The organism is Guyparkeria sp. SCN-R1 (genome assembly GCF_003932495.1).
Taxonomy (GTDB): domain Bacteria; phylum Pseudomonadota; class Gammaproteobacteria; order Halothiobacillales; family Halothiobacillaceae; genus Guyparkeria.
In genome coordinates, this window is sequence record NZ_QZMT01000014.1 from 12,971 (window position 1) to 38,241 (window position 25,271).

The 25,271-nt window shown below is 64.4% G+C and carries 22 protein-coding genes; 12 read left to right on the forward strand and 10 right to left on the reverse strand.

The features are described 5' to 3' along the window. Positions 1-11 precede the first annotated feature (11 nt). Positions 12-1,454: a dGTP triphosphohydrolase gene (gene dgt, locus D5687_RS08550; RefSeq protein ID WP_125199359.1), complete on the reverse strand. Its 1,443-nt coding sequence runs from the start codon at positions 1,452-1,454 to the stop codon at positions 12-14. A 265-nt stretch (positions 1,455-1,719) separates the two neighbouring features. Here dgt and D5687_RS08555 point away from each other — a divergent pair, with 265 nt between their 5' ends. Further along, on the forward strand, positions 1,720-2,595 hold the full coding sequence (locus tag D5687_RS08555) for an NAD(P)-dependent oxidoreductase (RefSeq protein WP_255410307.1): 876 nt from the start codon (positions 1,720-1,722) through the stop codon (positions 2,593-2,595). Positions 2,596-2,747: 152 nt separating this feature from the next. Further along, positions 2,748-4,310: a bifunctional phosphoribosylaminoimidazolecarboxamide formyltransferase/IMP cyclohydrolase gene (purH, locus tag D5687_RS08560; protein ID WP_125199361.1), complete on the forward strand. Its 1,563-nt coding sequence runs from the start codon at positions 2,748-2,750 to the stop codon at positions 4,308-4,310. A 77-nt stretch (positions 4,311-4,387) separates the two neighbouring features. Here purH and D5687_RS08565 read toward each other — a convergent pair whose 3' ends face one another. Then, a complete protein-coding gene (locus D5687_RS08565) occupies positions 4,388-4,570 on the reverse strand; it encodes a hypothetical protein (RefSeq protein ID WP_125199362.1) in 183 nt (60 codons plus the stop codon). A gap of 4 nt (positions 4,571-4,574) precedes the next feature. After that, positions 4,575-5,432, reverse strand: a complete 858-nt coding sequence (locus D5687_RS08570; protein WP_158611823.1) for a metallophosphoesterase — start codon at positions 5,430-5,432, stop codon at positions 4,575-4,577. A 409-nt stretch (positions 5,433-5,841) separates the two neighbouring features. On the opposite strand from D5687_RS08570, the gene D5687_RS08575 reads away from it, so the two are divergent. Both D5687_RS08575 and glnE read left to right on the forward strand, forming a co-directional pair. Beyond that, the gene (locus tag D5687_RS08575) at positions 5,842-6,318 is read left to right on the forward strand and encodes a DsrE family protein (RefSeq protein WP_125199364.1); all 477 of its coding nucleotides are present in this window, start codon (positions 5,842-5,844) and stop codon (positions 6,316-6,318) included. A gap of 164 nt (positions 6,319-6,482) precedes the next feature. Continuing rightward, positions 6,483-9,356 carry a bifunctional [glutamate--ammonia ligase]-adenylyl-L-tyrosine phosphorylase/[glutamate--ammonia-ligase] adenylyltransferase gene (glnE, locus tag D5687_RS08580; RefSeq protein WP_158611824.1) on the forward strand — a complete coding sequence of 958 codons (2,874 nt, stop codon included), beginning with the start codon at positions 6,483-6,485 and terminating at the stop codon, positions 9,354-9,356. Positions 9,357-9,376: 20 nt separating this feature from the next. On the opposite strand, the gene xth is transcribed toward glnE, so the two are convergent. The 7 genes from xth to dnaA all read right to left on the reverse strand — a co-directional run bounded on the left by xth (position 9,377) and on the right by dnaA (position 18,604). Next, on the reverse strand, positions 9,377-10,168 hold the full coding sequence (xth, locus tag D5687_RS08585) for an exodeoxyribonuclease III (RefSeq protein WP_125199366.1): 792 nt from the start codon (positions 10,166-10,168) through the stop codon (positions 9,377-9,379). Between the two features lie 76 nt (positions 10,169-10,244). After that, on the reverse strand, positions 10,245-11,192 hold the full coding sequence (locus tag D5687_RS08590; RefSeq protein WP_125199367.1) for a GIDE domain-containing protein: 948 nt from the start codon (positions 11,190-11,192) through the stop codon (positions 10,245-10,247). 31 nt (positions 11,193-11,223) lie between these two features. Continuing rightward, positions 11,224-11,796: a LemA family protein gene (locus D5687_RS08595; RefSeq protein ID WP_125199368.1), complete on the reverse strand. Its 573-nt coding sequence runs from the start codon at positions 11,794-11,796 to the stop codon at positions 11,224-11,226. Between the two features lie 62 nt (positions 11,797-11,858). Beyond that, positions 11,859-14,270 carry a DNA topoisomerase (ATP-hydrolyzing) subunit B gene (gene gyrB / locus D5687_RS08600; protein ID WP_125199369.1) on the reverse strand — a complete coding sequence of 804 codons (2,412 nt, stop codon included), beginning with the start codon at positions 14,268-14,270 and terminating at the stop codon, positions 11,859-11,861. Between the two features lie 467 nt (positions 14,271-14,737). Next, a complete protein-coding gene (locus D5687_RS08605; RefSeq protein ID WP_125199370.1) occupies positions 14,738-15,808 on the reverse strand; it encodes a DNA replication/repair protein RecF in 1,071 nt (356 codons plus the stop codon). 10 nt (positions 15,809-15,818) lie between these two features. Further along, entirely contained in the window at positions 15,819-16,928 is a 1,110-nt protein-coding gene (gene dnaN, locus D5687_RS08610; RefSeq protein ID WP_125199371.1) for a DNA polymerase III subunit beta, read from the reverse strand. 266 nt (positions 16,929-17,194) lie between these two features. After that, positions 17,195-18,604 (reverse strand): chromosomal replication initiator protein DnaA, encoded by a 1,410-nt coding sequence (gene dnaA / locus D5687_RS08615; protein WP_125199372.1) that lies wholly within the window; start codon positions 18,602-18,604, stop codon positions 17,195-17,197. A 518-nt stretch (positions 18,605-19,122) separates the two neighbouring features. Between dnaA and rpmH the strand changes: the two genes are divergently transcribed. The 8 genes from rpmH (at position 19,123) to D5687_RS08655 (ending at position 25,211) form a co-directional block, all read left to right on the forward strand. Next, positions 19,123-19,257, forward strand: coding sequence for a 50S ribosomal protein L34 (gene rpmH, locus D5687_RS08620; RefSeq protein ID WP_058574926.1), 135 nt, complete (start codon positions 19,123-19,125; stop codon positions 19,255-19,257). A 5-nt stretch (positions 19,258-19,262) separates the two neighbouring features. Beyond that, positions 19,263-19,682: a ribonuclease P protein component gene (gene rnpA / locus D5687_RS08625; protein ID WP_125199373.1), complete on the forward strand. Its 420-nt coding sequence runs from the start codon at positions 19,263-19,265 to the stop codon at positions 19,680-19,682. Then, complete coding sequence (gene yidD / locus D5687_RS08630; protein WP_125199374.1) at positions 19,667-19,975, forward strand: membrane protein insertion efficiency factor YidD; 309 nt, start codon at positions 19,667-19,669, stop codon at positions 19,973-19,975. Before rnpA ends, yidD begins: the two co-directional genes overlap by 16 nt. A 9-nt stretch (positions 19,976-19,984) precedes the next feature. Beyond that, positions 19,985-21,694: a membrane protein insertase YidC gene (yidC, locus tag D5687_RS08635; protein WP_125199375.1), complete on the forward strand. Its 1,710-nt coding sequence runs from the start codon at positions 19,985-19,987 to the stop codon at positions 21,692-21,694. Between the two features lie 59 nt (positions 21,695-21,753). Continuing rightward, positions 21,754-23,100, forward strand: a complete 1,347-nt coding sequence (gene mnmE, locus D5687_RS08640) for a tRNA uridine-5-carboxymethylaminomethyl(34) synthesis GTPase MnmE (protein WP_125199376.1) — start codon at positions 21,754-21,756, stop codon at positions 23,098-23,100. Between the two features lie 141 nt (positions 23,101-23,241). After that, a complete protein-coding gene (locus tag D5687_RS08645) occupies positions 23,242-23,796 on the forward strand; it encodes a PAS domain-containing protein (protein ID WP_240031466.1) in 555 nt (184 codons plus the stop codon). 16 nt (positions 23,797-23,812) lie between these two features. Continuing rightward, positions 23,813-24,358, forward strand: coding sequence for a GNAT family N-acetyltransferase (locus D5687_RS08650; RefSeq protein WP_125199377.1), 546 nt, complete (start codon positions 23,813-23,815; stop codon positions 24,356-24,358). Positions 24,359-24,416: 58 nt separating this feature from the next. Then, complete coding sequence (locus D5687_RS08655) at positions 24,417-25,211, forward strand: EAL domain-containing protein (RefSeq protein ID WP_125199378.1); 795 nt, start codon at positions 24,417-24,419, stop codon at positions 25,209-25,211. Positions 25,212-25,271 lie beyond the last annotated feature (60 nt).

The following is a 25,271-nucleotide window of genomic DNA, read 5'->3' on the forward strand; positions in this document are numbered from 1 at the left end:
AGTCGCCACGCTCAGGCCTGCGTGGACGGGCGGAAACCCACCTCGCGGAACTCCTCGAACAGGCTGACGGCGAAGCTGTCGGTCATCCCGGAGATCATGTCGGTCAGCAGTTGCGCCTCGCGGTAGCGGATCGGCATCGGGTTGCCTGGTGACTCGAACACCCGCCGGTAATTCTCCGAGATGCGCTGGTAGATGTAACCGGCCAGCGGCGTGGACCGCGGGCTGGCCGGGTCATCCCGATCCTCGCGGCGCGTGATCGCGTACCAGAAGGCATCCATCAGGCCGTGGATCACCCTCAGGCCGGTCAGCTCGACGCGCAGCACCGACTTATGCCGGTAGGCGTGCTGCCAGTTGCAGGCCTTCAGGGCGGCCAGCAGGCGCCCGCCGCGCGAGGCATCCACGAGCTCCTGCTCGAAACGGCCCTCGGCCATGGCCGGCAAGGAGTCGATGAACACCTCGCCGATCGCCTCCATCAGCGCCCCGATCGCGCGGATGCGGAAGGTCTGCATGGAGATGTCGTTGAGCTCGTCCGGCGAGAGGCGCTCGCGCCGATAGGCCTTGTGCTCGGCGGCCGCCGCGTCGCAGACCGCCGTGACCACCGGGTCGTCCGGCGCCTCGTGGCGCAGGAAGGCGATGGTATCGGAAAACGACAGCAGCCCCTTCTTGACCGCGTCCTCGGCGTCCAGCACCGAGTAGGCGATGTCGTCGCAGGCCTCCATGATCCAGGTCAACGGGTGGCGCTGGCCGGGAGCGAGTCCCGTCCCGGCCCAGACCTCGTCCATCAGCGCCCGCTCGGACTGGAAATAGCCGTGCTTCTTGTGGGTAACCCGACCGCGGTCGATCTCGTCGCTGGCCGCGGGGTACTTCACCAGCGCGGCGAGGCTCGCGAGCGTCAGGTTCAGGCCGTAGTCGTCGTTGATCAGCTGGAGCTTGGTCAGCAGGCGCAAGGTCTGGGCGTTGCCCTCGAAGCGCAGGAAGTCCTGCTTCATCGCCGCGCTCAGGGCCGGTTCGGCATCCAGCACCTCGGCACGGTTGATCTCGAACCAGCGCGCGATCGCATCCTCGCCCTGATGACCGAACGGCGGGTTGCCCAGATCGTGGGCCAGGCCGATGGTGGCCAGCAGGGCGGGGACGTCGCGCAACGCCTCGGGCAAGCCCGCGGCCACGCCGTGGTGGAAGACCAGATCGATGCCCACCGAGCGGGCCAGGTTGGCCACCTCGTGCGAATGGGTCAGCCGGGTGCGCACGCTGTCCGAGCGATCCAGCGGGAAGACCTGCGTCTTGTCGGCCATCCGGCGCACCGGGGTGGAGAACAGCACCCGGTCGTAGTCGCGCTCGATGGCCGTGCGCGTCTGCGCCGGCACGGTCGCCAGGAGGTTGCCCTGCCCGCTGCGGGGGCGGCGGCGGTCGGAATTGAGCCAGCGGCGCCAGTGGCTGTCGAGATCCTGCCTCATCACGATTCCTTGAGGGGTGGCCAGGGAATAGTCGGAACACGGGGCCGTCGGAGCCGGAAATCACCACCGGGTTCTGCTAGCCTCCTTAGGCCGAAACGGGCCGGTAACGACACGAAAGTAAGGCCCGAAGGTTCGCGATTCCACCAGTGGCGACAGGGAAACGAACGACCGCTGGCGCAAGCATAACCCTATACCCGCCGCAATCCACCAGACGACGGAGCGTGCCCCGCGCGATTGTGGCGAGAGAACGACCGCAGCACAGAACATCGAAGAGGGCACCGTCATGAACACCACGATCGGAATGATCGGCCTGGGGCTGATGGGAACCGCCATGGCCCGCCGTCTCGCAGAAGCTGGCTGGGCGGTGACCGGCTTTAACCGCCACCCACGCGAGATCGAGAACATCCCCGTCGCCGCCAGCCTGGCCGATCTTGCCGATCGCGCCGAGACCCTCTGGATGATGGTCAGCGACTACACTGCCTGCCGCGAGGTAATCGACCGACTGGGCGAGGCCGGCATCCGCGATCACGTGGTGATCAACAGCTCGACCATCGCCCCGTCGGAATCCGCCGAAATCGCACGCCGGGTCGAGGCGCTCGGCGGCGACTACCTCGAGGCCCCCGTCCTCGGTTCCATCCCGCAGGCGCAAAGTGGCACGCTGCAGTTGCTGCTGGGCGGTTCCGAGGCGCTGATCGAACGCCTCGACCCGCTGCTGCAAGCGCTGGGCACGCCGACCCATTTCGGGGCGGTACGCAGCGGCGCCGCCGCCAAACTCGCCTTCAATCAGCTGATCGGCTCGCTGACCGCGGCCTTCTCCATGAGCCTCGGGCTGGTCCAGCGCGAGGGGGTCGATGTCGACCGCTTCATGGAAACCCTGCGCGCATCGGCCCTCTACGCGCCGACCTTCGACAAGAAGCTGGGCAACATGCTCGACCACTCGTTCGAGAAGGCCAATTTCCCGCTCAAGCACCTGCTCAAGGACATCCGTCTGTTCACGCGCAGTGCCGCCGGACAGGACATCGACACCCACCTGTTGATTGGCCTGCAGCACGTGCTCGAGGAAGGGATCTACGCCGGCCACGGCAATCACGATTATTCGTCCCTCTACGAGAATATCGTCCGCCACGGCACCACGCACTGATCTCTCGGGAGACCGGCGAACGAGCGGGTCGTGAGTTGCGGCAAGGGAGCCTAAACACCTCCGGGCCAAGCGGGTACAATGCGCGGTTTGCGCACCGCTCCCGTCGTGCGGCTGGTGCGTTCGAACCCATCGCTGAAAACACGGATATCCCCATGAGCCATCATGCCGTCAAGCCGCGCCGCGCCCTGCTGAGCGTTTCCGACAAGACCGGGATCCTGGGCCTGGCCCAGGGTCTGCACGCCGCCGGCGTGGAACTGCTGTCCACCGGCGGCACCGCCCGTCTGCTGCGCGAGAACGACGTGCCGGTGCGCGAGGTCAGTGACGTCACGGGTTTCCCGGAGATCATGGCCGGGCGGGTCAAGACGCTCAACCCGCTGATCCACGGCGGCATCCTCGGCCGTCGCGGCACCGACGACGAGGTGATGGTCACCCACGGCATCACGCCGATCGATCTGGTGGTGGTCAACCTCTATCCGTTCGCCCGCACGGTGGCCGACCCCGACTGCGACCTGCCAACGGCGATCGAGAACATCGACATCGGCGGCCCGGCGATGGTGCGCGCGGCGGCCAAGAACCACAACGACGTGGCGATCGTGGTCAACCCGGCCGACTACGAGGTCGTGCTCGGGGAGATCAACGGCGAGGGCATCTCCATGGCCACGCGCCAGCGTCTGGCCGGGGCGGCCTTCAGCCACACCGCCCAGTACGACGGCATGATCGCCGACTACCTGGGCCGCCAGTTCGAGGAAAGCGCGTTCGCGCCGACCTGGCATCTTCCGCTGAACAAGTCGATGGATCTGCGCTACGGCGAGAACCCGCACCAGAACGCGGCCTTCTACGTCGAGCCGGACGCCGCACCGGGCACGCTGGCCCGCGCGCGCATCGTCCAGGGCAAGCCGTTGTCCTTCAACAACCTCGCCGACGCCGATGCCGCACTCGAATGCGTCAAGCAGTTCGACCGCCCGGCCTGCGTGATCGTCAAGCACGCCAACCCCTGCGGCGTGGCCACCGGTGACGACATCACCACCGCCTACGACCGTGCCTTCGCCACCGACCCGACCTCGGCCTTCGGCGGCATCATCGCCTTCAATCGGCCGCTGGACGCCCACACGGCACGCAGCATCGTCGATCGCCAGTTCGTCGAGGTGATCATTGCCCCCGAGATCGGGGCCGAGGCGGCATCCGAGCTGGCCGCCAAGCCGAACGTGCGGGCACTCGCGATCGACGATTGGTCGGTCAAGCCGGCCCCGGGCATGGACTTCAAGCGCATCGGCGGCGGGCTGCTGGTCCAGGACTTCGACCACGGCGTGGTCGGCGCCGATGACCTGAAGATCGTCACCAAGCGTGCGCCGGACGAGGCGGAGATCCAGGATCTGCTGTTCGCTTGGCAGGTGGCCAAGTTCGTCAAGTCCAACGCCATCGTCTACGCCAGCGGCCAGCAGACCATCGGCGTCGGCGCCGGCCAGATGAGCCGGGTCTACTCCGCGCGCATCGCCGGCATCAAGGCGGCCGATGCCGGCCTGCCTGTCGAAGGTTCGGTAATGGCCTCGGATGCCTTCTTCCCGTTCCGCGACGGCATCGACGCCGCGGCGACGGCGGGCATCAAGGCCGTGATCCAGCCGGGCGGCTCGATGCGCGACCAGGAAGTCATCAACGCGGCCGACGAGCACGGCATCGCAATGGTATTCACCGGGATGCGCCACTTCCGCCACTGAGCGCCGCTTGTCGATCCGCACACGAGAAGGCCCCTCGAACGAGGGGCCTTTTTTAATGGGGCGCCGGCCGCGCCGGATCAGGCAAAGGGATCGAAGGGCTCCTGATCCTTGCGCCGATGATGACGCTTTAGGTCCAGCTCCAGTGATTTGATTAGGGTATGTTCGTCGACTGGCTCGCGGTCGCGACGCTGCAGTTCGGCACGCGCCATCTCGATCAGGCGCCGCAGTTCCGTCAGAGAGAGACGATTGAAATCGAACATCGGATCAGCCGGTCGCATCGATCACGGAATGGAAGTGGTGCCCGCGGCGCACGAACCGGTGGGTCCGCACACTGGGGTCGTGGTAGTGAGCGCTCACGGCGAGGGTGTCGCCCACCTCGACCAGCGCCAGCCCACGGCCGGGCCGTTCGTCCCAGGCGCCGCAGTCGATCCAGAGCCGGTTGCCATCACGCACGGGCTGGCCGGTAATCGTGTGACCCGCGATGACCCAGTCGATGCCCCGCACACTGCGTTCCGGTCGACGGCCATCGAGCACCTCGTGGACCTGTGAGCGCCCCCACAGCATGGTGTCGAGCTGCGGGTCGGCCTTGGTCGCGGCCCAGTAGCTCAGCTTCTTGACCCGCTCGAGTCGGGCGATGTTCTGGTCCCAGTCCCACAGCGGCAATTCGGCATGCACCACGCCGACGGCCGCCGGTCCGTTGCCGACCTGGATCATCAGCGGCATCTGGCTGATCAGGTTCATCACCTCGGTGATCAGGTCGTCCCACTTGTCGTCGTTTAGCTTGTCGTAGGGCTCCAGCAGCCAGGCCGAGCCCATCGCCTCGAGGTCGGCGCGCTGGCGAGCGGTCAGGCAACGTTCGGCGAGCGCGTCGCGATGATTCGCGATCACCCGCTCGTGATTGCCGGCCACGGAAAAGAACCAGGGCTCACCCAAGAGACGCAGGGTGCCCAGTGAATCCTCGCCGTAGTCGATCAGATCCCCTACGGCAATGACACGATCCCGCTCCGGGGAAAAATCGTGCTTGTCGAGGATCTTTTCCAGCAGCGGCCGACTGCCATGCAGATCGCCGACGATGAAATCCCGACCCCGCGGGTTCTTCAAAAGCTGTTTGAATAACGTCATGTAATCTAAGCAACAACGCCTGCGCCACGGCATGCGACGGGCCGTCTGACATGCCATGAGGATTGGATTGGGTCGACGGTCCGTCCGGGACTCAAATAGGCAACGAGCTGGGCGACATCGCTGCCACGCGGGGACGGGGCGGGCAGATAGCCGCCGATCGCATGATCGATATGTTCGCTAAAAAATAGCGTCAGGTCAACAGCTTGGCCAACGGCTCCTCCGGTTGCGCGCGAGGTCGCAAAAGCTCGCATCGTCGCCATCGATTTTGCCCAACATTCGCTGATACCCCATTCGATAATTAACCGACTAAAGGGCTGCGATTCCATTCGCTCGAGCGTATGCTGTTCGACGGGATGCAATTCACACCCGTGACAATAAAACCGACGAAAACCACTCAAGGAGGATTTTCATGAAAACCCGTTCCCTTTTCCCGGCCGCCTGGCTGATGCTGCTTGCCGCGTTCTCCTTCGCCAATGCAGCGCATGCCGCCGATGCCGACAAGATCGAGAAGGTCGGCGGCAATACCCTGGCCAAGGAACACCTGGTGCTGCAAATCACAGAAAGTGACATGCAGCGCCAGAACCTGGTGCTCAATGTTGCCAACAACGTCCTCAAGGCACGTGGTGGCCCGGATCAGATCGACGTCGAAGTCGTTGCCTTCGGTCCGGGCATCAGCATGCTGTTTGCCAACAACCATCACGCCGAGCGCATCCAGTCGCTGGCCGATCAGGGCGTGCGCTTCTCCGCCTGCGAGAACTCGATTGCCGGCGCGACGCGCAAGCTGGGCAAGGAACCAGAGATGAATTCCGCCGCCGTACCGGTCGAAGCCGGTATTGCCCGCATCCTCGACCTGGTCGACGCCGGTTACGTGCTGGTTCGCCCGTAACGCCAGAACCCCGCACGCAAGCCGCCCCGGTTCCCTTATCAAAGGCCCGGGGCTTTTTTGTGGCCGATCGAACGTCACCCGAATCACGGCACTGCAACCCTGCACCCACCTACCGGCAAGGCGTATGATCGAGGCATCCCTCATCAACCGACAGGCCGATCCCCGTGTCCGACCTCGACGAAATCACCCCCGCACAGACGCTGCTTGATCAACTGAGCCAGTCCTCCTCACTGGAGCCCTCGCAACGCGCCCAGCTCGAACACGTGATGCGCTGCAGCCCGTTCATCCAGCAAAGTCTGGCGGCCGAGGCCGACATCCTCGATTACGTGCTCGATGGATGCGCCGACGACTTTCTCGGCGACGGGCTCGAGGCGCGCTTCGCCCGGCTGAACGGCTCGGTCGACGAGCGCCGAGCGCTGGAAACGGCGGCCTTCGGTCGGGAGCTACGACGCCTGCGTCGGCGCGAGATGATCCTGATCGCCTGGCGAGATCTCAACGGCATCGATGACACCGATGCCACCCTGCGCTCGCTGTCGAAACTGGCCGACTACTGCGTCGCCGAGGCGCTTGCCTACCACGAGCATCACCTGCAGTCGCGCTTTGGTCAGCCGCGCGGGCCGAACGGCGAGCCGATCGGCCTGGTCGTGATTGGCATGGGCAAGCTCGGCGGCGACGAGCTCAATTACTCCTCGGACATCGACCTGATCTTCGCCTACGCCGAGGAAGGGGAGACCGATGGCAACAAGACAATCAGCAACGCGGAGTACTTCATCCGGCTCGGCCAGCGGCTGATCCGCTCGCTCGACGAGAAGACCGGTCACGGCTTCGTCTTCCGCGTCGACATGCGCCTGCGCCCCAACGGCGACGAAGGCCCCCTGGCGATGAGCTTCGACGGGCTGGAGCTCTACTACGCCACGCGCGGACGCGAATGGGAACGCTATGCGTGGATCAAGGCACGCGTGATTGCGGGCGACCAGGAGGCCGGGCGCGAGCTGATGGACATGCTCCGGCCGTTCGTCTTCCGTCGCTACCTCGACTTCGGTGCGTTCAGCCAATTGCGCGAGATGAAGCGCATGATCGAACGGGAGATGACCGATGCCGCCATGCACAACAACATCAAGCTGGGCCCCGGCGGCATCCGCGAGATCGAATTCATCGGCCAGCTGTTCCAGCTACTGCGCGGCGGGCGCGAACCCGAGCTGCAGGCGCGACGACTGATCCCGGTGCTCGCCATCCTCGAGGAAATGGGCGAGCTGGACGAACACACCGTCGCCGATCTCACCGCCGGTTACGACTTCCTGCGCCGGTCCGAGAACCGTCTGCAGATGCTCTACGACCACCAGACGCAGACCCTGCCGGACAACAGGTTCGATCAACTGCGCCTGGCGATCGCGATGGGATTCGAGGACTGGGGTCATTTCCTTTATGCCCTCGACCAGCACCGCGACCGCATCCACGGGCATTTCTCCGAGGTACTGCGGCTGCCCAGCGACAACGATGAGAGCGAGGAACCGTTGGAACAGGTCTGGAACGGCCTGGGCAATGTCACGGATCGCGTCGCCATCCTCGAACGCCACGGCTTCGAGCAGGCCTCGGTGCTGGAGCGCCACCTCTCGTCGTGGCGCGATACCCAGGCGCCGGCGATCAGCGGTACCGTGGCGCAGCGACTCGACGAGCTGATGCCCGATCTGCTGCGTGACATCAGTGCCTATCAGGGCCAGGTGGCTATCCTCGATCGCATGCTCGACCTGCTGACGGCCATCCTGCGCCGCTCGGTCTACGTCGCATTGCTGATCGAACAGCCCCAGGCCCGTCGCCAACTGGTCCGGCTGGTCCACGGCAGCCCGTGGATTGCCTCGTTGCTGACGCAGCACCCGATTCTCCTCGACGAGCTGATCGACCCCGAAACCCTGTATGCCCCGCCCAACAAGACGGAACTGGCACAGGAACTGGGGGAACTGCTGGGCAAATGTCCGCACGACGAGGAACGCAGCCTCGACGAACTGCGCCGCTTCAAGCAACTTGCGACCCTGCGGGTGGCCGCTGCCGACGTGGTGGGCGCATTGCCGGTGATGCGGGTATCCGACCAGCTCACCTGGATCGCCGAGGTGATCCTCGAGGCGGTTCACCAGCGTGCCCGCGAGCAAATCGAGGCGCGCCACGGCAAGCCCCGCGCCGTCAACGAGGCCGGCGAGACCTTCACGCCGGGGCTGGCCATCATCGGTTACGGCAAGCTCGGCGGGATCGAGCTCGGCTACGGCTCGGACCTCGACGTGGTCTTCCTGCACGATTCCACCGATCGGGAAGCGGTCACCGACGGTGATCGATCGATAGACAACAGCCTCTACTTCGCGCGGCTGGCCCAGAAGATCATTCACACCCTGAGCATCCGCACGCCGGCCGGCGTGCTCTACGAGGTCGACACGCGCCTGCGGCCGGACGGCGTCGGGGGGTTGCTGGTCTCGTCGGTGAACGCCTTCGCGCAATACCAGGCGGAACACGCCTGGGTCTGGGAGGTACAGGCAATGTGCCGGGCGCGTTTCGTGGGCGGATCCAACTCGGTGGGCGATACCTTCGCCGAGATCCGGCGCCAGACGCTGACCCAGGAAAGGGACCCGATCGAGCTGCGCGAGGCCGTGGTGGGCATGCGCCGCAAAATGAGGGCAAACCAAACCGAGACACCGGCCGGGCTATTCCACCTTAAGCGCGACGTCGGCGGCATCACTGACATCGAATTCCTGGTGCAGTACCTCTTGCTGCGCCATGCCGCCGAGCACCCGGAGATCCTCGAGTTCACGGATAACATCCGTCAGCTCGATTCGCTCAGGGATGCCGGGTTGATCGACGCCGAGGCCAGCGACTCGCTGATCCAGGCCTACCGGACTCTGCGGGACGCGGGCCATCATCAGGCCCTGCTGGGCAGCCGCTCGGTGGTCGAGGCCCAGGCGTACGAGGCCGAGAGACAAATCGTGATCGATCAATGGCGGGCGTTGGTCGGTTGCCTGCCACCGGGGTCAGACGGCGATAGCACCGATTAGCGGTCGGGCTGCGGCGCCCGTTAGCTGCCGGGCGCACCGTGATCGAGTTCGAGCACCACGGGGGCATGATCGGACGGACGCTCCCAGCGACGGGGCTCCACGTCGATCCGGCAGGCCCGGGCTTGATCGCGCAGGGCCTCACTGATCAGGATCAGGTCGATCCGCAGGCCGCGATTGCGACGGAAATTGGCCTGCCGATAATCCCACCAGGAAAAGGCGTTCTCCGGCTGATCGAACAGGCGGAAGGCGTCGATCAATCCGGTCTCGAGGATCCGGTCGAGCGCATCGCGCTCGGGGGTGCTGCACAGGATACGATCCCGCCAGGCTTCCGGGTCATGGACATCGGCGTCCGTGGGGGCGATGTTGAAATCGCCGACCACCACGCGCTTGGCGTACCGGCCTGCCTCCTCGGCCAACCACCGGGTCAGGGCTTCCAGCCAGGAAAGCTTGTAGGCGTATTTTTCCGAACCGACCGCCTCGCCATTGACCACGTAGAGGTTGATCACCCGCAAATCGCCGAACGTCGCGGCAATCACCCGTCGCTGAGGGTCCTCGAAACCGGGGATATCGGTGACCACGTCGGTCGGTTCCGGCCAGTGGGCGGGATAGACCCACGCCACCCCGTTGTAAGTCTTCTGGCCGTTGGCGATCACGCGGTAGCCGGCCGCCTCGATCGTCTCGCGATCGATGGCCTCGTCGAGCTGCTTTAGCTCTTGCAAGCCGAGCAGGGTGGCGGGCTGGTCGGCCAGCCATTCCAGTACCTGCGATTGGCGGACCTTGAGCGAATTGACGTTCCAGCTAACGATGTTCATGCGCGTCTGCCTCGGGCGAAATCCGTGAGCGAAATCATGGGACCATTCTCGCAGAATCCGGGCAACCTGCGGGTCGTCAGAACGGCGCGCGAATCCCCTGGGCGATCAGCCAGATCACGAACAACAGCAACGCGGCGCTGATGAACGCGCCAGCCTTGCGGGTCTTGCGGCGTATCAGGCTTTCCTGGGGCAGCCCGGAGATGATGAACGGCTCACCACCCGTCGGCCGGTGCAGGAGATGAACGGTGTTGCTGCCCGAGACCCGTGGGTCATCGACCTCGCTGAGCTCCTTTCTCGCCTGCGCCCGAGCCAGGCGCATGGCCCAGTCCCATTCACGCGGCGAGATCTCGCCATCGCCATCCAGATCGAAACGTTCACGGGCCGCCGCGTCGTGTTTCCACTCCTGCAGCAGTGCACGACGACGCCTTTCGATCACGTCCTTCTCCGAGACACCACCATTGCGGTGGCCACGGGTTTCCAACCAGCCGAGCACGTAAAGGGGCTGTTCGGGGAGAAGCAGGCGTTCGGTGTAGCGATACGGCTTGCCGCCGAAACCGAGCGAGGACGTCGACGACCAGTCGGAGTCCGAGGCACGCTCGCGCCAGCGTCGACTGGAATGCGGGATTACCCGGGCGTGATCCGGATCGACGAACGCCTCGTCGGTGCCATCGTCGATCCGCAGCAGGGCATCGCTGGTCCGCCGCTCGACGGTGACCCAGTTCCGATTCTTGCCGCTGGACTCAAGCCGCTCGATCTTCATGTCGAACCACAGACACGGGGTGAAGGTCAGCGGCGAGTAGAGAGGGTGCTCGTCGATCACCCGTCCGGTGCCCTCAATCTCGTTGAAGCCCTGGGCGGCCGAGCGCAGCTTGGCGGTGGGGGTATGGGCGATGATTCGCGCGCGGGCAAGGGTGCGAAACCCGACGAACAGGCAGACCAGCAGCAGGATCAGCAACCCCGTCCAGAGCACCAGGTAGAAACCCGGTTCGAGACCGATCAACCAGTCGGATAGGGCGTCCTGCATCGGTCGTCAACCAGACTGCGAACAGCCGGGATCAGCTGAACAGGGCCTTCACGTCGACGTCTTCGGTGGTCTTGCGATCGAACTCCAGCAACCGGAAGGCACGGAAGCGGAACAACTGGGCGATCAGGACATCCGGGAACTGTTCGATGCGGATGTTATTGGTGTTGACCGCCGCGTTGTAGAACTCGCGCCGATCGGCAATCTCGTTCTCCAGCCCGCTGATGCGCTGCTGCAGGTGCTGGAAGGTCTCGTTGGCCTTGAGCTCGGGGTAGGCCTCGGCCACCGCGAACAGGTTACCCAGACCGAGGCGCAGGCTCTGCTCGGCCCCGCCCAGCGCCCCGACGTCGCCGCGCTGCTGCGCGTCATTGACCGCCGCGCGCGCCTCCATCACTCGTTCGAGCGTATCGCGCTCGTAGTGCATGTACTGCCGGGCGGTTTCGACCAGCTTGGGCAACTCGTCGTGACGCTGACGAAGCAGCACGTCGATGTTCGACCAGGCCTGCGAGACGTTGTGCTTCAGCTGCACCAGACCGTTGTAGACGATGATCCCCCAGATCAGGATCAGCACCAGCAGGAAAACGATGATCGACAGCGCGATGCCCATGGTTTGCTCGCCTCCGTGGCTACCCCGCCGTAACGGGGTTCAGTTGCTTCAATGACTGCGGGTTACACGTCGATATTGGATGCCGACAGCGCGAATTTCTCGATGAAATCGCGACGCGGCTCGACCAGGTCACCCATCAGCACGGTGAATACCGAGTCGGCCGCGACGGCATCCTCGATCCGCACCTGCAACAGGCGACGGGTGTCCGGGTTCATCGTGGTTTCCCACAGCTGATCCGGGTTCATCTCACCCAGACCCTTGTAGCGCTGTACCGCCAGGCCACGTCGGCCCTCGCTCATCAACCAGTCGATTGCCTGTTCGAACCGCTCGATCGGCTGGCGACGCTCGCCGCGGACCACCTCGGCTCCTTCGGCAATCAGCCCGTCGAGCCGCTCACCCAGATCGGCCAGTAGCCGGTATTCGTTGCCACTGAAGAAGGCAGCTGGGATGGTGGTTTCATGTGAAACACCATGCTGGCTACGCTCGATGCGGAACACGTGGCCGTGCTCGCCTTCCTCCATCGCCACACCGTATTCCACCCCGGCGTCGGCGATGGCATTAAGCATGCCGTTAAAGTGCCCCAGCCAGCCGGCCAGGCGCGACTCGTCGTCCATCATGGCCGGATCAAGGCGCCCGATCTGCATCAGGGCCTTGAGCGCGTTGAGGTCGAACCGGTTGGCCATGCGCTCGATCATCGCCTGGGCCGACAGGTATTCACGCGCCAGCGACTCGAGGCCCGGCCCGGAGATCGGCGGGGTGTTCTCGCCCAGCTCCAGGCGCGCGCCGTCGACCGCCTGCTGCAGCAGGTACTGGTTCAGGGCCAGGTCGTCCTTGAGGTACTGCTCCTGCTTGCCCTTCTTGACCTTGTACAGCGGCGGCTGGGCGATGTAGACGTGACCGCGCTCGACCAGCTCGCGCATCTGGCGATAGAAGAAGGTCAGCAGCAGGGTACGGATGTGACTGCCATCGACGTCCGCGTCGGTCATGATGATGATGCGGTGATAGCGCAGCTTGTCCGGGTTGAAGTCCTCCCGACCGATGCCGCAACCCAGCGCGGTGATCAGCGTGCCCACCTCGACCGAGGAAAGCATCTTGTCGAAACGGGCCTTCTCGACGTTGAGGATCTTGCCCTTGAGCGGCAGGATCGCCTGCGTGCGCCGGTCACGGCCCTGCTTGGCCGAACCGCCGGCGGAGTCGCCCTCCACCAGGTACAGCTCGGAGAGCGCCGGGTCCTTCTCCTGGCAGTCGGCCAGCTTGCCGGGCAGGCCGGCGATGTCGAGAGCGCCCTTGCGACGGGTCATCTCGCGGGCGCGACGCGCCGCCTCGCGGGCACGGGCCGCCTCGATGATCTTCGATGTGATCGCCTCGGCATCGGCCGGGTTTTCCTCGAGGAAGTAGGCCAGGTGCTCGGCGGTCATCGACTCGACCGCGGTCTTCACCTCGGAGGAGACCAGCTTTTCCTTGGTCTGCGAGGAGAATTTCGGATCGGGGACCTTGACCGAGATCACCGCCACCAGACCCTCGCGCCAGTCCTCGCCGGTGGTGCTGACCTTGGCCTTCTTGAGGATCCCGTTGCGATCCATGTAGTCGTTGAGCGTACGCGTCAGTGCGGTGCGGAAACCGGTCAGGTGCGTGCCGCCGTCGCGCTGCGGGATGTTGTTCGTGTAGCAGAACAGGTTTTCCTGGTAGGAATCGTTCCACTGCAAGGCGAGCTCGATGCCGACATCGTCACGATCGCCGGTGAGGTAGATCACGTTCTTGTGGATCGGTGTCTTGCCCGTGTTCAGGTGCTCGACGAACGCGCGGATACCGCCTTCGTAGTAGAACGTGTCCGAGCGGCCGCTCTGCTCTTCGGAGAGCGAGATGTGCACCCCGGAGTTGAGGAACGACAGCTCGCGCAGGCGCTTGGCCAGGATGTCGTAGTGGAAGGTGACGTCGGTGAAGATCGTCTGGCTGGGCAGGAAACGGATCTGGGTGCCGGAGCGCTCGGTGGGGCCCGCATCCTTGAGCGGATACTGCGGCTCGCCCAGGTGGTATTCCTGCACCCAGCGACGCCCATTGCGCCAGATGGTCAGGTCCAGACGGTCGGAGAGTGCATTGACCACAGAGACGCCCACGCCGTGCAGGCCACCGGAGACCTTGTAGCTGTTCTGGTCGAACTTACCGCCGGCGTGCAGCACGGTCAGGATGACCTCGGCGGCCGAGCGGCCCTCTTCCTCGTGCAGGTCCGTGGGGATGCCGCGACCGTCGTCGGTGACCGACACGGACCCATCGGCATGGATGGTCACGTCGATCTTGGAGCAATGGCCGGCCAGCGATTCGTCGACCGCGTTGTCGACTACCTCGAACACCATGTGGTGCAGACCGGTGCCGTCGTCGGTATCGCCGATGTACATCCCGGGGCGCTTGCGCACCGCGTCGAGTCCCTTGAGGACCTTGATGCTGCTGGAGTCGTAAATGTTATCGGCGCTCATGTAGCTCTTGTCCCTTCCTGTCGCAGCGGTCCTGTCGGCGGCGCTTGCCGAACCGGACCGGTCCACCGGGAGATCGGCCGGCTGGCCAATCCGTCCCGATCGTTCCGACGGTGTTTCAAAACTTAGGGAAGGTCTGCACGAATAACCAACCCCTCTGGCTTACCGGCTTGTTCGCCATCAAGGCGGCGATCCGAAGGCGGGCTCATTGCCCGTCGAGGATCGGTAACACCGAGGGCGGGCAAGCCGGCAAGCCCCGCCGGGCGGGCCGCCAGGCGCCCATCTGCGGTGTTGCAGCGCTTGCCAATGGCGACGGCCATTGGCCGGCGCACTGTGCCTTGCATCTGGACGCCTGGCGACCCGCAGAGGCGTTGGTTATTCGTGCAGACCTTCCCTAGCGATCATACCATTTTCCCGCCCAACCTCGGACCGGAGTGGTGATCGGCCTGCCAACCCGGGGCCGACGGCACTCAACGCGGCGTGATCTGGCCTGCCGAGACCGCAAAGCGTGCCTGGATATCGCCCTCGCCATCGATGGCATCGGCGGCGATCACGCTGACGAACGCCTGGTGGCCGCTCGTGCCGAGATAGTCCAGCACCCGGCGGCGATTGTCCGCATCGAGCTCCGAGGCCAGATCGTCGAACAGCACCACCGCGGGTTCACCACGCACCTCGGCCCAGAGGTCGAGCACCGCCAGGTGCAACAGCACCACCAGCATCTTGATCTGCCCGCGGGAGGCGACCTGCCGGGCCTCGTGATCGTCGAGCGCGATCTTGAGATCCGCGCGGTGGGGACCGAACAGGCTTGCCTGCTGGTCGCGTTCGCGCTCGGCACCCTGGCGAAGGGCTTGTTCGAGATCGAGATCCTGGCGGTAGCCGGGCAGGTAACGCAAGGCGAGCGCGCTACCCGGCAGCATCCGCTCCAACAGGGCGGTGATCCGCTGGTTGAGATCCGCGAGCACGTCGCATCGGGCCGTCTCGAGTCGGCCAGCGGTTTCGAGATAGAGCTGATCCCATGCCGGTTCACGGCGGCCCCGGCGCAGCAGGGCATTGCGCTGCTTGAGCGCGCGCTGGAAATCGCGATGGATGCCGTGGAAATACGGCCGGGCATAGAACCCGACGCGGTCGAGGAAACGGCGCCGGTAATCGGGCGAACCGAGCACCAGGTCGTCGGATTGCGGGTGCAGGGCAAGCACCGGCAGCAGCCGGGCCAGTTCACTCAACCGGGCGACGTTTTCCTGATCGACCCTCAGGGTCATGCTGCGTCGGTCGCGCTGCAACGCGAGCCGATGCGCGGTGTGACCGGTCTGGGTCTTCACCTCGGCACGCAACAGGAGATCGTTGGCACCGTGTCGAATCAGTTCGCTGGCGTTGTTGCCGCGAAAGGAGCGACCGAGGCTCAAGGTGTGAATCGCCTCGAGCAGGCTGGTCTTGCCGGCGCCGTTGGCCCCGCTGATCAGGTTGATGCCGGCCGCCGGTTCGAGATCGAGCGGTTCGAGGTTGCGGAACCGCTCGACGTGCAGTGTCGCCAGTCGCGTCACGTCAAGCCGCTTAGATCTTCATCGGCATGAGGACGTAGCGGGTCCGGATGGCGTCTTCGTCGGTCGGCAGAATCAGGGCACTGGATTCGGGGGTCTCGAAATCCATGCGGACCTGCATGTCGTCGACGTGCGAGAGGATTGCCAGCATGTAACTGATATTGAAGGCAATTTTCAGGTCATCGCCCTGGTAGTGTACCGGGATCTCCTCGCGGGAGGATTCCTGGTCGCTGTTGATCGCCTCGATCGCGAGCCGGTCGGATTGCAGGTGGTAGTGCGCGCCGGCGAAGCGGTCGGTATTGAGCACGGACGCACGTTGCAGGACCTGCTTGAGCGTTTCGCGATCTACGTGGACCTGCTTGCTGTTGTTCTTCGGAATGACCCGCTCGTAGTCCGGGAATCGGCCGTCGATGAGCTTGCTGACCATGCGCTGGTGGGCAAGTTTGAGTTCGATCTGCTGGGTACTGACCAGCAATTCGACCGGGGAATTGTCGTCGCGGTCCAGCGCCCGCATCAGTTCCATCACCATCTTGCGCGGCACGATGATGCGCAGGGTCTCCTCGATCGATTGCTGACTGTCGGTCTCGGCGAGCGCCAGTCGATGGCCGTCGGTGGCCACGCAACGAATGCGTTCCGGGCTGACTTCGAACAGCAGGCCGTTGAGGAAATAGCGGACATCCTGCTGGGCCATCGAAAACTGTGTCTTGTCCAGCATGGCGCGAAGCCGATCCTGTCCGAGAACCAGGCGATGTTCCTCGGTGGTCGCCTCCATGCGCGGGTATTCGTCAGCAGGCAGGCAGGCGAGTCGAAACACGCTGTGGCCGGCCTGGACGATGACGAAGCCTTCTTCCTGGCGAATGACGATCTGCGATTCGGCGGGGATTGCTCGAATGATGTCGTGCAACTTGCGTGCGTTGACCGTGGTTCGACCCGGCTGTGGGGCGTCGACGGGACACTCGCTTTCCAGTTGGATCTCGAGATCGGTGCCGGTGAGCTTGAGCTGATCGGCATCCACTTCAAGTAGCAGGTTGCCCAGGATCGGCATCGTCTGGCGTTTCTCGACGCCTCCGATTACCCGGTTGATGGCATCGAGCAGGTCCGGTCGACTGACGGTCAGTTGCATGGTGGGCGGTTCCTCTGAATCAGTAACAGATGTTTTTATTCTGTTGATGATGATGAATGTGATGTAGCCGTTTTCCTTGGGATAAGTGCGAAAAGCCGAGTTCGATCAGTAGCTTCTCGCACTTAACAGGTTGGCTCAATGCCATGGGACGGCCTGTGTATGAAATGGGACGGTTTGTGGAAAACTCGTTATTCGCGGATTCATCCACACGTTCCCCAGTGCCTGTCCCCGTGATGTGCGTGGCTTGTCCCCAGGACCGGCTGTGTTTACACATTCAGCGTGTGTCGCAGCAGGTTGTAGTCGTCATTGATCTTGCTGTCGATCTCGCGAAGCTCTTCGATCTTGCGCACCGCGTGCAGCACTGTGGTGTGATCGCGGCCGCCGAACGATTCGCCGATTTCGGGCAGGGAGTGGTTGGTCAACTCCTTGGCCAGTGCCATCGCGAGCTGGCGCGGTCGGGCGATCGAACGAGTGCGTCGGGCGCCGGTGAGCTCCTGGATCTTGACGTTGTAGTACTTGGCGACCGTGCGCTGGATGTTGTCCAGGGTGATCATCTTGGCGTGCGCCGAGATCATGTCCTTTAGCGCATCCTTGGTCGACTCGATGGTGATCGGCCGCTTGGAGAACTGCGTGGTGACGATCACCCGTCGCAGGGCACCCTCGAGTTCGCGGATGTTGGCCTGGATGCGCCGGGCGATGAAGAAGGCGACGTCCGAATCGAGATCGATGCCCGACTGCTCGGCCTTGCTGTGCAGGATGGCGACCCGGGTTTCCATGTCGGGCGGCTCGACCGCCACGGTCAGACCCCAGCCGAAGCGCGACTTCAAGCGTTCCTCCAGCCCCTCGATCTCCTTGGGGTAGCGATCGCAGGTCATCACGATCTGCTTGCCCTGCTCGATCAGCGCGTTGAAGGTGTGGAAAAACTCCTCCTGGCTGCGCGGCTTGGTGGCGAAGAACTGGATGTCGTCGATCAGCAGCGCGTCGATGCCGCGGTAGAAGTTCTTGAACTGCTCGGTGTTGTTGTTGCGAATCGCGGTGATCATTTCCTGCACGTACCGCTCGCTGTGCAGGTAGATCACGCGCCGGTCGCCTTGCTGCTCGATGATCTGATTGCCCACCGCGTGCATCAGATGGGTCTTGCCCAGGCCCACGCCACCGTAGATCAGCAACGGGTTGTAGCTGGCCCCGGCATTGGCGGCGACCTGCTGGGAGGCCGCACACGCCAGTTGGTTCGACTTGCCCTGGACGAACGTCTCGAAGGTAAAGCCGCGATTGAGATTGTGCGAGAAGCCTTCGTCGGCGGTGTCACCCGGCTCGACCGGCTCGGGTTCGATCGGACTGGGCGTGGTCGGTCGAGGGGCCGCAGGCGCCGGCCGGGTGCTCGGCGGCGTGCTCGGGGTCGTCGATGACTTGGTATGGCTGCGTCCTGCCTCGCCGATGCGCAACGAGACGTCGAGCTCGGGTTGGCCGGAAATCTCGCGGGCGTGGATGCGAATCTGTTCGAGCAGTTTCTGGTTGACCCAGTCGAAGGCGAAGCGGTTGGGGGCCCACAGCAGCCATTGCTCGTCGCTGACCTGTTCGGCCTGCAACGGGAATATCCACATGGTCAGCTGATCGTTCGGCAACTCCTGGGCCAGACGATCGATGCATTGTTGCCACATCGGGAAATGCTGCATGACGACGGTCGTTCTCCACCGGTTCGGGGTCGGCTGGGGGTCTTTACACGAATCGAGACCGCCGCTGACGCAGTCTGGCGGGCTTTCTGGCCTGCTCGCCCTGGTTCGTCACGGGGTGTTCCGCTTCTTGACGGGCAATCAGCCCGCGGTTGAATCGGTGCCGTGACGGCCAAAACGCCGGCAAGCCGGGGCCGCGGAGATTCGTGTATCGATACCTCGGACAAGGGGCGGATGATAACATCCACCCCCGGCCGATCGACATCTTATCCACAAGATATGAGACGGTCGCGAATCCGCCGGTACGCAGACCAGCGGCGGGTGGTTCCTGACCGGGTTTCGAGGTACCGGGGCAGTCTTTCCGGGGCCCGTGCCACGTCGCCCTTGACAGCGGCCCCCGGTCTGTCAGAGTATTCGGCCCCTTTTTCAAGCGGATACGGTCGATCAATTCGACCCGAACGGACCGGCGAGGCCGGTCTTTCCGACCACATCATCGACCTGATCAATACTGGGACGTCGTCATGAAAAGAACCTTTCAGCCGAGCAACCTGCGCCGCAAGCGGACCCACGGCTTTCGTGCCCGCATGAAGACCCGTGGCGGCCGCGCCATCATCAACGCCCGTCGCGCCAAGGGCCGCAAGCGTCTGTCTGCCTGAGGCAGATGACCTCTGCACCGCCCGAGGCCCTGAGCTCCGGGGCCGACAGCACGGAACCGGCCGTCATTCGTGGCGGCCGGTTTCCGCGTTCGGCGCGCCTGCTTTCCGGGCGGGACTACCAGCGCGTGATGCGCGGTGGTAACCGGGTGCATACCGCCAACCTGATGCTGGCATTGCACGCCAATCCCGGCGGCGAGCCGCGCCTGGGCCTGGCCGTCAGCCGCAAGCGGGTACGGCTTGCGCATGAGCGCAATCGGGTCAAGCGCGTTGCCCGCGAACATTTTCGTCTGAGCCGCGCCGAGCTGCCCGGCATGGATGTGGTCGTGCTGGCCAAGTCGGGGGTGGACGAGTTGTCCATGTCCGACTTGCACCAACAGATGCGCCAGGCACTGAACAAGGCGAGCCGGAAATGCGCCGCGTCCTGATCGGTCTGGTCAAGGGCTATCGCCTGCTGATCAGCCCCATGCTGCCGCCATCCTGTCGGTTCTACCCGACCTGTTCGGAGTACGCGGTCGACGCCCTTTCACAACACGGCGCGCTCAAGGGTGGCTGGCTGACCCTGCGTCGACTGGGTCGCTGCCATCCCTTTTGCGCCGGCGGTGTCGATCCGGTGCCTGGCACCTCCTCGGCACCCGGCTGCTCCCGCTGCCACCCCGAATCCGACGCTTCCCGAGCCGATGCCCATCACGGGCCCCATGCCGTTCAATCGCGAGACTGAAAGATTCCCATGGAACAACGCCGCCTGATCTTGATCATCGCCCTGGGCTTCGTCCTGATCCTGCTCTGGCAGGCCTGGCTGGAAGACAATACGTCATCGGCCGAGCGCAGCAACGTTACCCAGACGACCGAACAGGCGGCGGCCGGAAATGACCGCCCGGCCGACGATCTGCCTACCTCCGGCGGGCCGTCCACGGGGGGCGACGTGCCTTCCGCGGCTGGCGACGAGGCCGGCGCCGGGGCGGGTGACGCGTCGGATCGGGTGCGGATCGAGACCGACGTGCTGTCGTTGGAGATCGATCCGAACGGCGGCGTGATCCGCCAGGCGGACCTGCTGGAGTACCCCGTCGAGCTCGATCAGCCGGACGAGCCGGTGCGCCTGCTCCAGGACAGCAGCGGCTTTACCTACATTGCCCAGTCCGGCCTGATCGGCGCGAAGAATGCGCCGGCGCCGGATCACCATGCCACCTTCCAGGTAGAGGAGCCCGAGTACCGGCTCGCCGACGGCGAGTCCGTGCTCGAGGTGCCGATGACCTGGGAAGAGGACGGCATCCGGGTAACCAAGACCTACCTGTTCAAGCGCGGCTCGTATGCGATCGACCTACGCTACACGGTGGAGAACACCACCGACGCCGAATGGCGGGGTCAGCAATATCGTCAGCTGACCCGCTCGGGCTCCACCCCCGGCATGCAGCTGATGTACACCTACACCGGCGGCGTCTATGCGGGCACGCCTCCCGGCGGCGGCGATCGACTCAACTACGAGAAGATCGAATTCGACGAGATGGGCAAGATCAAGCTGCAGAAGGATCTGCAGGATGGTTGGGCCGCCATCATCCAGCACTACTTCATGAGTGCCTGGGTGCCGTCGAACCCCGAACAGGTGAACCAGTACTACACCCTGCGCAGCCAGAACGACGGTTTTACCGTCTACAGCCTGGGCCTGATGTCGCCGGTCACCGCAGTGGCGCCGCAGTCGACCCAGACGCTCGAATCGATCCTCTACGTCGGGCCGAAGATCCAGTCGAACCTCGATCCGCTCGCCACGGGCCTGCATCTGGCGGTCGACTTCGGCATCCTGACCGTCATTTCCGAGCCGATCTTCTGGCTGCTCGACTTCTTCCATAGTTGGGTCGGCAACTGGGGCTGGGCGATCGTGCTGGTCACCCTGGTGATCAAGCTGCTCTTCCTGTGGCCCTCGGCGATCAGCTATCGATCGATGGCGCGCATGCGGGCCGTCACGCCGAAGATGCAGGCCTTGAAGGAGCGCTTCGGCGACGACAAGCAGCGTCTTTCCCAGGAAATGATGAAGCTCTACCAGAAGGAGAAGATCAATCCGCTGGGTGGCTGCCTGCCGATCCTGATCCAGATCCCGGTGTTCATCGCGCTCTACTGGGTGCTGGTGGAGTCGGTCGAGCTGCGCCAGGCGCCGTGGATCCTGTGGATCGAGGACCTTACCCAGAAGGATCCGTACTTCATCCTGCCGTTGCTGATGGGCGCCTCGATGTTCCTGCAGCAGAAGCTCAACCCGGCGCCGGTCGATCCGATGCAGAAAAAGATCTTCCAGTGGCTGCCGGTGATCTTCACGGTCTTCTTCGCCTTCTTCCCGGCGGGTCTGGTGCTCTACTGGTTCGTCAACAACCTGCTTTCGATCGTCCAGCAGGCGATCATCACCCGCCGGGTGGAAAAGCAGATGGCGGCCCAGAAGGGATCGAGCTGATCGGCGGCGATGTTTCCCGTGAAACATCGCTCCCTTGCCGGGCGTAATCGGACGTTCTCATGAGCGCGATACCGGTCGACACGATCTGCGCGGTGGCGACCGCCGCCGGGCGGGCCGGTGTCGGCGTCGTCCGACTGTCCGGGCCGGAGGCGCTCGCCATCGTCCGACGCCTGAGCGGCATCGAGCCCCGTCCTCGCTACGCCCACTACGTCACGCTGAACCGACCGGAAAGCGACGAGGTGCTGGACGACGGCATCCTGCTGTATTTCCCGGGGCCGCATTCCTACACCGGCGAGGACGTGGTCGAATGGCAGGGGCACGGCAACCCGGTGCTGCTGGATGCCGCCGTCGCGGCGATGATCGCCTGTGGTGCGCGCATGGCCCGTCCCGGTGAATTTACCGAGCGGGCCTTCCTCAATGGCCGCATGGATCTGGCACAGGCCGAGGCGGTCGCCGATCTGATCGAGGCCGGTTCCACGCAGGCGGCCACCGCCGCGCGCCGGTCGTTGACCGGGGCGTTCTCGCGACGTGTGGATGCGTTCGTTGAACACCTGATCCACCTGCGGATGTACATCGAGGCCGCCCTCGATTTCCCCGAAGAAGAGATCGATTTCCTTTCCGACACGCGGCTGCGTGACCAACTCGCCGCCTTGCGTGAGGAGTTGGCCGACCTGCTGGGCCGCACCGGTGAAGGCGTGCGGCTGCGCGAAGGATTGCAACTCGTGATCGTCGGCCAGCCCAATGCCGGCAAGTCGAGTCTGCTCAACCAGCTGGCCGGCGAGTCGCGCGCGATCGTCACCGAGATTGCCGGCACCACCCGCGACGTGCTGCGCGCCGAGATCATGCTCGACGGCCTGCCGCTGCACGTGATCGATACCGCCGGCCTGCGCCAGAGCGATGACCCGATCGAGCAGGAAGGTATCCGCCGCGCCTGGGAGGAGATCGAGCGCGCCGATCTGATCCTGCACCTGATCGACGGCGCACACGGCCGATCGGCCGAGGACGAGGCCACGCTCGCGCGCCTCCCCGACAAGCCGCTGCTGACCGTGATCAACAAGGTCGACCTGACCGACCAGTCGCCCTCCGAGGCGGTCGAGGACGGCATACTGCGGTTGAGCGCCCGAACCGGGGCGGGCGTGGATGCGTTGCGCCGCGAACTGCGGCACCTTGCCGGCGTGTCCGATCGGACCGAGGATCCCTTTATCGCGCGTCGGCGGCATCTCGAGGCACTCGAGCGCGCCCGGGAAAGCCTGGCCGAGGCCTCCGACTCGCTGGCGTTGGGGGCGGGCGAGCTGGCGGCCGAGTCGTTGCGCCGCGCGCAGTCCGCGATGGAGGCCATCACCGGTCGCTATACCGCCGATGACCTGCTGGGCGAGATCTTCGGCAGTTTCTGCATCGGCAAGTGAGCCGTACCGGATTCGTGCCGGTCTACCCGAGCGCCCTGCTTGGTTGAAGGCCCCGGCCTCTCGCGCTTAAATACCCGATCGATTTTTCTTGGGACCGTCGGGCCACGTCCGGCTTGCCCTTTCGGGTAGAGGAGCGCCGCCATGCTGTCGATGGAGTACCAGCCGCCGATTGACATTCGACAGGTCACCGGTCGAGTGGTCGGGTTGGGAACCCACCGGGCCTTGCAGTCAAAGACCGACTGCAATGGCATCATCACCCAGGCCAGCCGATCGCTGGCCGAGATTTCCGGGTTCGCTGTCGACGAGCTGATCGGCCAGCCGCACAACATCCTGCGCCATCCGGATATGCCCGATACCGTCTATTACCTGATGTGGCAGACCATTCAGGCCGGCGAGGAATTCTTCGGCATCGTCAAGAATCGCTGCAAGAACGGTGATCATTACTGGGTGCTGACCCGCGTCGCGCCGATCGTCCGTGATGGCCAGACGCAGGGTTACACCTCGGCTCGCTTTCTGCCGCGCGCCGACGTGGTGCCGGAATGGGAGCAGCTGTTTGCCGACATGCGCGCCGCCGAGCAGCGCAGTAGTCAGACCGACGAGCGGCGTTTTACGCCCGCGATCGAGGTAATGAATCGCTTCGTCCGTCGGCACGGTTATGCCAGCCTGCCGCAGATGGTGCTGTCCTCCCGGGCCTGAGTTGGCGTAGAACAGAATGTCGTTGCCCGCCTGCCAATCCGCTGAGCCCAATCGGCTGTCGCTCGATCCGGCGGAACCTGACGATCTGCCCGGTATCGCGGCCCTGGCCGAAAGCATCTGGTGGCGGTGTTATCCGCCCATCATTGGCAGTGCCCAGGTGCATTACATGCTCGGGCGCGGCTACGCCTTGCCCGCGTTGCGCGAGGCCCAGCAGAACGGCACCCGCTTTTCGCTGCTGCGGATTGTCGGCGTGCCGATCGGCTTTTCGGCCTGGCGCCACGAATCGGATATGGCCTTCCTCGACAAGCTCTACCTGGATCCGAGCTTTCACGGCAAGGGGCTGGGTCACTGGTTGATCGATGCCAGTTGCCGGCAGATGGCCGTTGAGGGTCTCGACCAGGTCCGACTGCGGGTCAATCGACACAATCACCCGGCCATCAGGGCCTACGAACGGGCCGGGTTTTTTGTCTCGGGCAGTGATTGCCAGCCGATCGGCAAAGGCTTCGTCATGGACGATTACCTTATGTATCGCACGGGAATTCTCGGGCTTTTGCTAGACTGACCCACTGGCGCCGCCGCCTCGGTGGGCCATTGCTTGTCAGTGCCCCGGGAGGTTGTCGATGCCGCAAGTGACCGAACTCAACGATCTGCAGGTGTTCCCCGACGGGGTGCGGCAGGTCACCTGCCGCGATTGCCTGGCCGAGGCCTCGGACAAACTGGGTTTCTCGTTTTCCATGGCGTTCCAGCCGATCGTCGATATCGATCGCAACGAGATCTACGCCTACGAGGCGCTGGTGCGCGGTCCCAACGGGGAGTCGGCCGGCAGTGTGCTCGGCCAGGTCACCGACCAGAATCGCTACTACTTCGATCAGGCCGCGCGCGTGACCGCGATTCGCCTCGCCTCCGAGCTCGGGATCGAGGCGCATCTGAGCATCAACTTCATGCCCAATGCCGTCTACAAGCCGCAGGCCTGCATTCGCGCGACCATGGAGGCGGCTGCCATCTACGGCTTCGACCCGAAGCGGTTGATCTTCGAGGTCACCGAGGCCGAGCGCATCACCGATCGCGGCCACCTGCGCTCGATCTTCGACGAGTACCGCGAGCGCGGGCTGATGCGGGCGATCGATGACTACGGCGAGGGGTTCGCTGGACTGAATCACCTGATCGAGCTCGAGCCCGACCTGGTCAAGATCGATCTCAACCTGATACGCGGTGTCGATGAACACCGCAGCAAGCAGGCGGTGATCCGTTCGACCGCGATGATGTGCGAGGAAATGGGGATCGAGCTGATCGCCGAAGGGGTCGAGACGCGCGAGGAATACGAGACGCTACGTTCGCTCGGACTCAACCGCTTCCAGGGATACTGGTTCGCCCGGCCCGGGTTCGAGACACTCCCGATCCCCGAGATGCCCTGAATTCGCCCACGCCCGCCTCTCCGGCTGCACGCCGCCGCGAGGTGTCGAGCAGACGGACCG

What these genes read in the sequence shown, in the direction of transcription:
- rpmH (WP_058574926.1), top strand. Translation starts at nt 19,123, where the DNA reads ATGAAAAGAACCTTTCAGCCGAGCAACCTGCGCCGCAAGCGGACCCAC.
- D5687_RS08570 (WP_158611823.1), bottom strand. Translation starts at nt 5,432, where the DNA reads ATGACGTTATTCAAACAGCTTTTGAAGAACCCGCGGGGTCGGGATTTC.
- D5687_RS08575 (WP_125199364.1), top strand. Translation starts at nt 5,842, where the DNA reads ATGAAAACCCGTTCCCTTTTCCCGGCCGCCTGGCTGATGCTGCTTGCC.
- dgt (WP_125199359.1), bottom strand. Translation starts at nt 1,454, where the DNA reads ATGAGGCAGGATCTCGACAGCCACTGGCGCCGCTGGCTCAATTCCGAC.
- yidD (WP_125199374.1), top strand. Translation starts at nt 19,667, where the DNA reads ATGCGCCGCGTCCTGATCGGTCTGGTCAAGGGCTATCGCCTGCTGATC.
- purH (WP_125199361.1), top strand. Translation starts at nt 2,748, where the DNA reads ATGAGCCATCATGCCGTCAAGCCGCGCCGCGCCCTGCTGAGCGTTTCC.
- dnaA (WP_125199372.1), bottom strand. Translation starts at nt 18,604, where the DNA reads ATGCAGCATTTCCCGATGTGGCAACAATGCATCGATCGTCTGGCCCAG.
- mnmE (WP_125199376.1), top strand. Translation starts at nt 21,754, where the DNA reads ATGAGCGCGATACCGGTCGACACGATCTGCGCGGTGGCGACCGCCGCC.
- D5687_RS08590 (WP_125199367.1), bottom strand. Translation starts at nt 11,192, where the DNA reads ATGCAGGACGCCCTATCCGACTGGTTGATCGGTCTCGAACCGGGTTTC.
- xth (WP_125199366.1), bottom strand. Translation starts at nt 10,168, where the DNA reads ATGAACATCGTTAGCTGGAACGTCAATTCGCTCAAGGTCCGCCAATCG.
- rnpA (WP_125199373.1), top strand. Translation starts at nt 19,263, where the DNA reads ATGACCTCTGCACCGCCCGAGGCCCTGAGCTCCGGGGCCGACAGCACG.
- D5687_RS08650 (WP_125199377.1), top strand. Translation starts at nt 23,813, where the DNA reads ATGTCGTTGCCCGCCTGCCAATCCGCTGAGCCCAATCGGCTGTCGCTC.
- D5687_RS08565 (WP_125199362.1), bottom strand. Translation starts at nt 4,570, where the DNA reads ATGTTCGATTTCAATCGTCTCTCTCTGACGGAACTGCGGCGCCTGATC.
- yidC (WP_125199375.1), top strand. Translation starts at nt 19,985, where the DNA reads ATGGAACAACGCCGCCTGATCTTGATCATCGCCCTGGGCTTCGTCCTG.
- D5687_RS08645 (WP_240031466.1), top strand. Translation starts at nt 23,242, where the DNA reads ATGCTGTCGATGGAGTACCAGCCGCCGATTGACATTCGACAGGTCACC.
- gyrB (WP_125199369.1), bottom strand. Translation starts at nt 14,270, where the DNA reads ATGAGCGCCGATAACATTTACGACTCCAGCAGCATCAAGGTCCTCAAG.
- D5687_RS08655 (WP_125199378.1), top strand. Translation starts at nt 24,417, where the DNA reads ATGCCGCAAGTGACCGAACTCAACGATCTGCAGGTGTTCCCCGACGGG.
- D5687_RS08595 (WP_125199368.1), bottom strand. Translation starts at nt 11,796, where the DNA reads ATGGGCATCGCGCTGTCGATCATCGTTTTCCTGCTGGTGCTGATCCTG.
- dnaN (WP_125199371.1), bottom strand. Translation starts at nt 16,928, where the DNA reads ATGCAACTGACCGTCAGTCGACCGGACCTGCTCGATGCCATCAACCGG.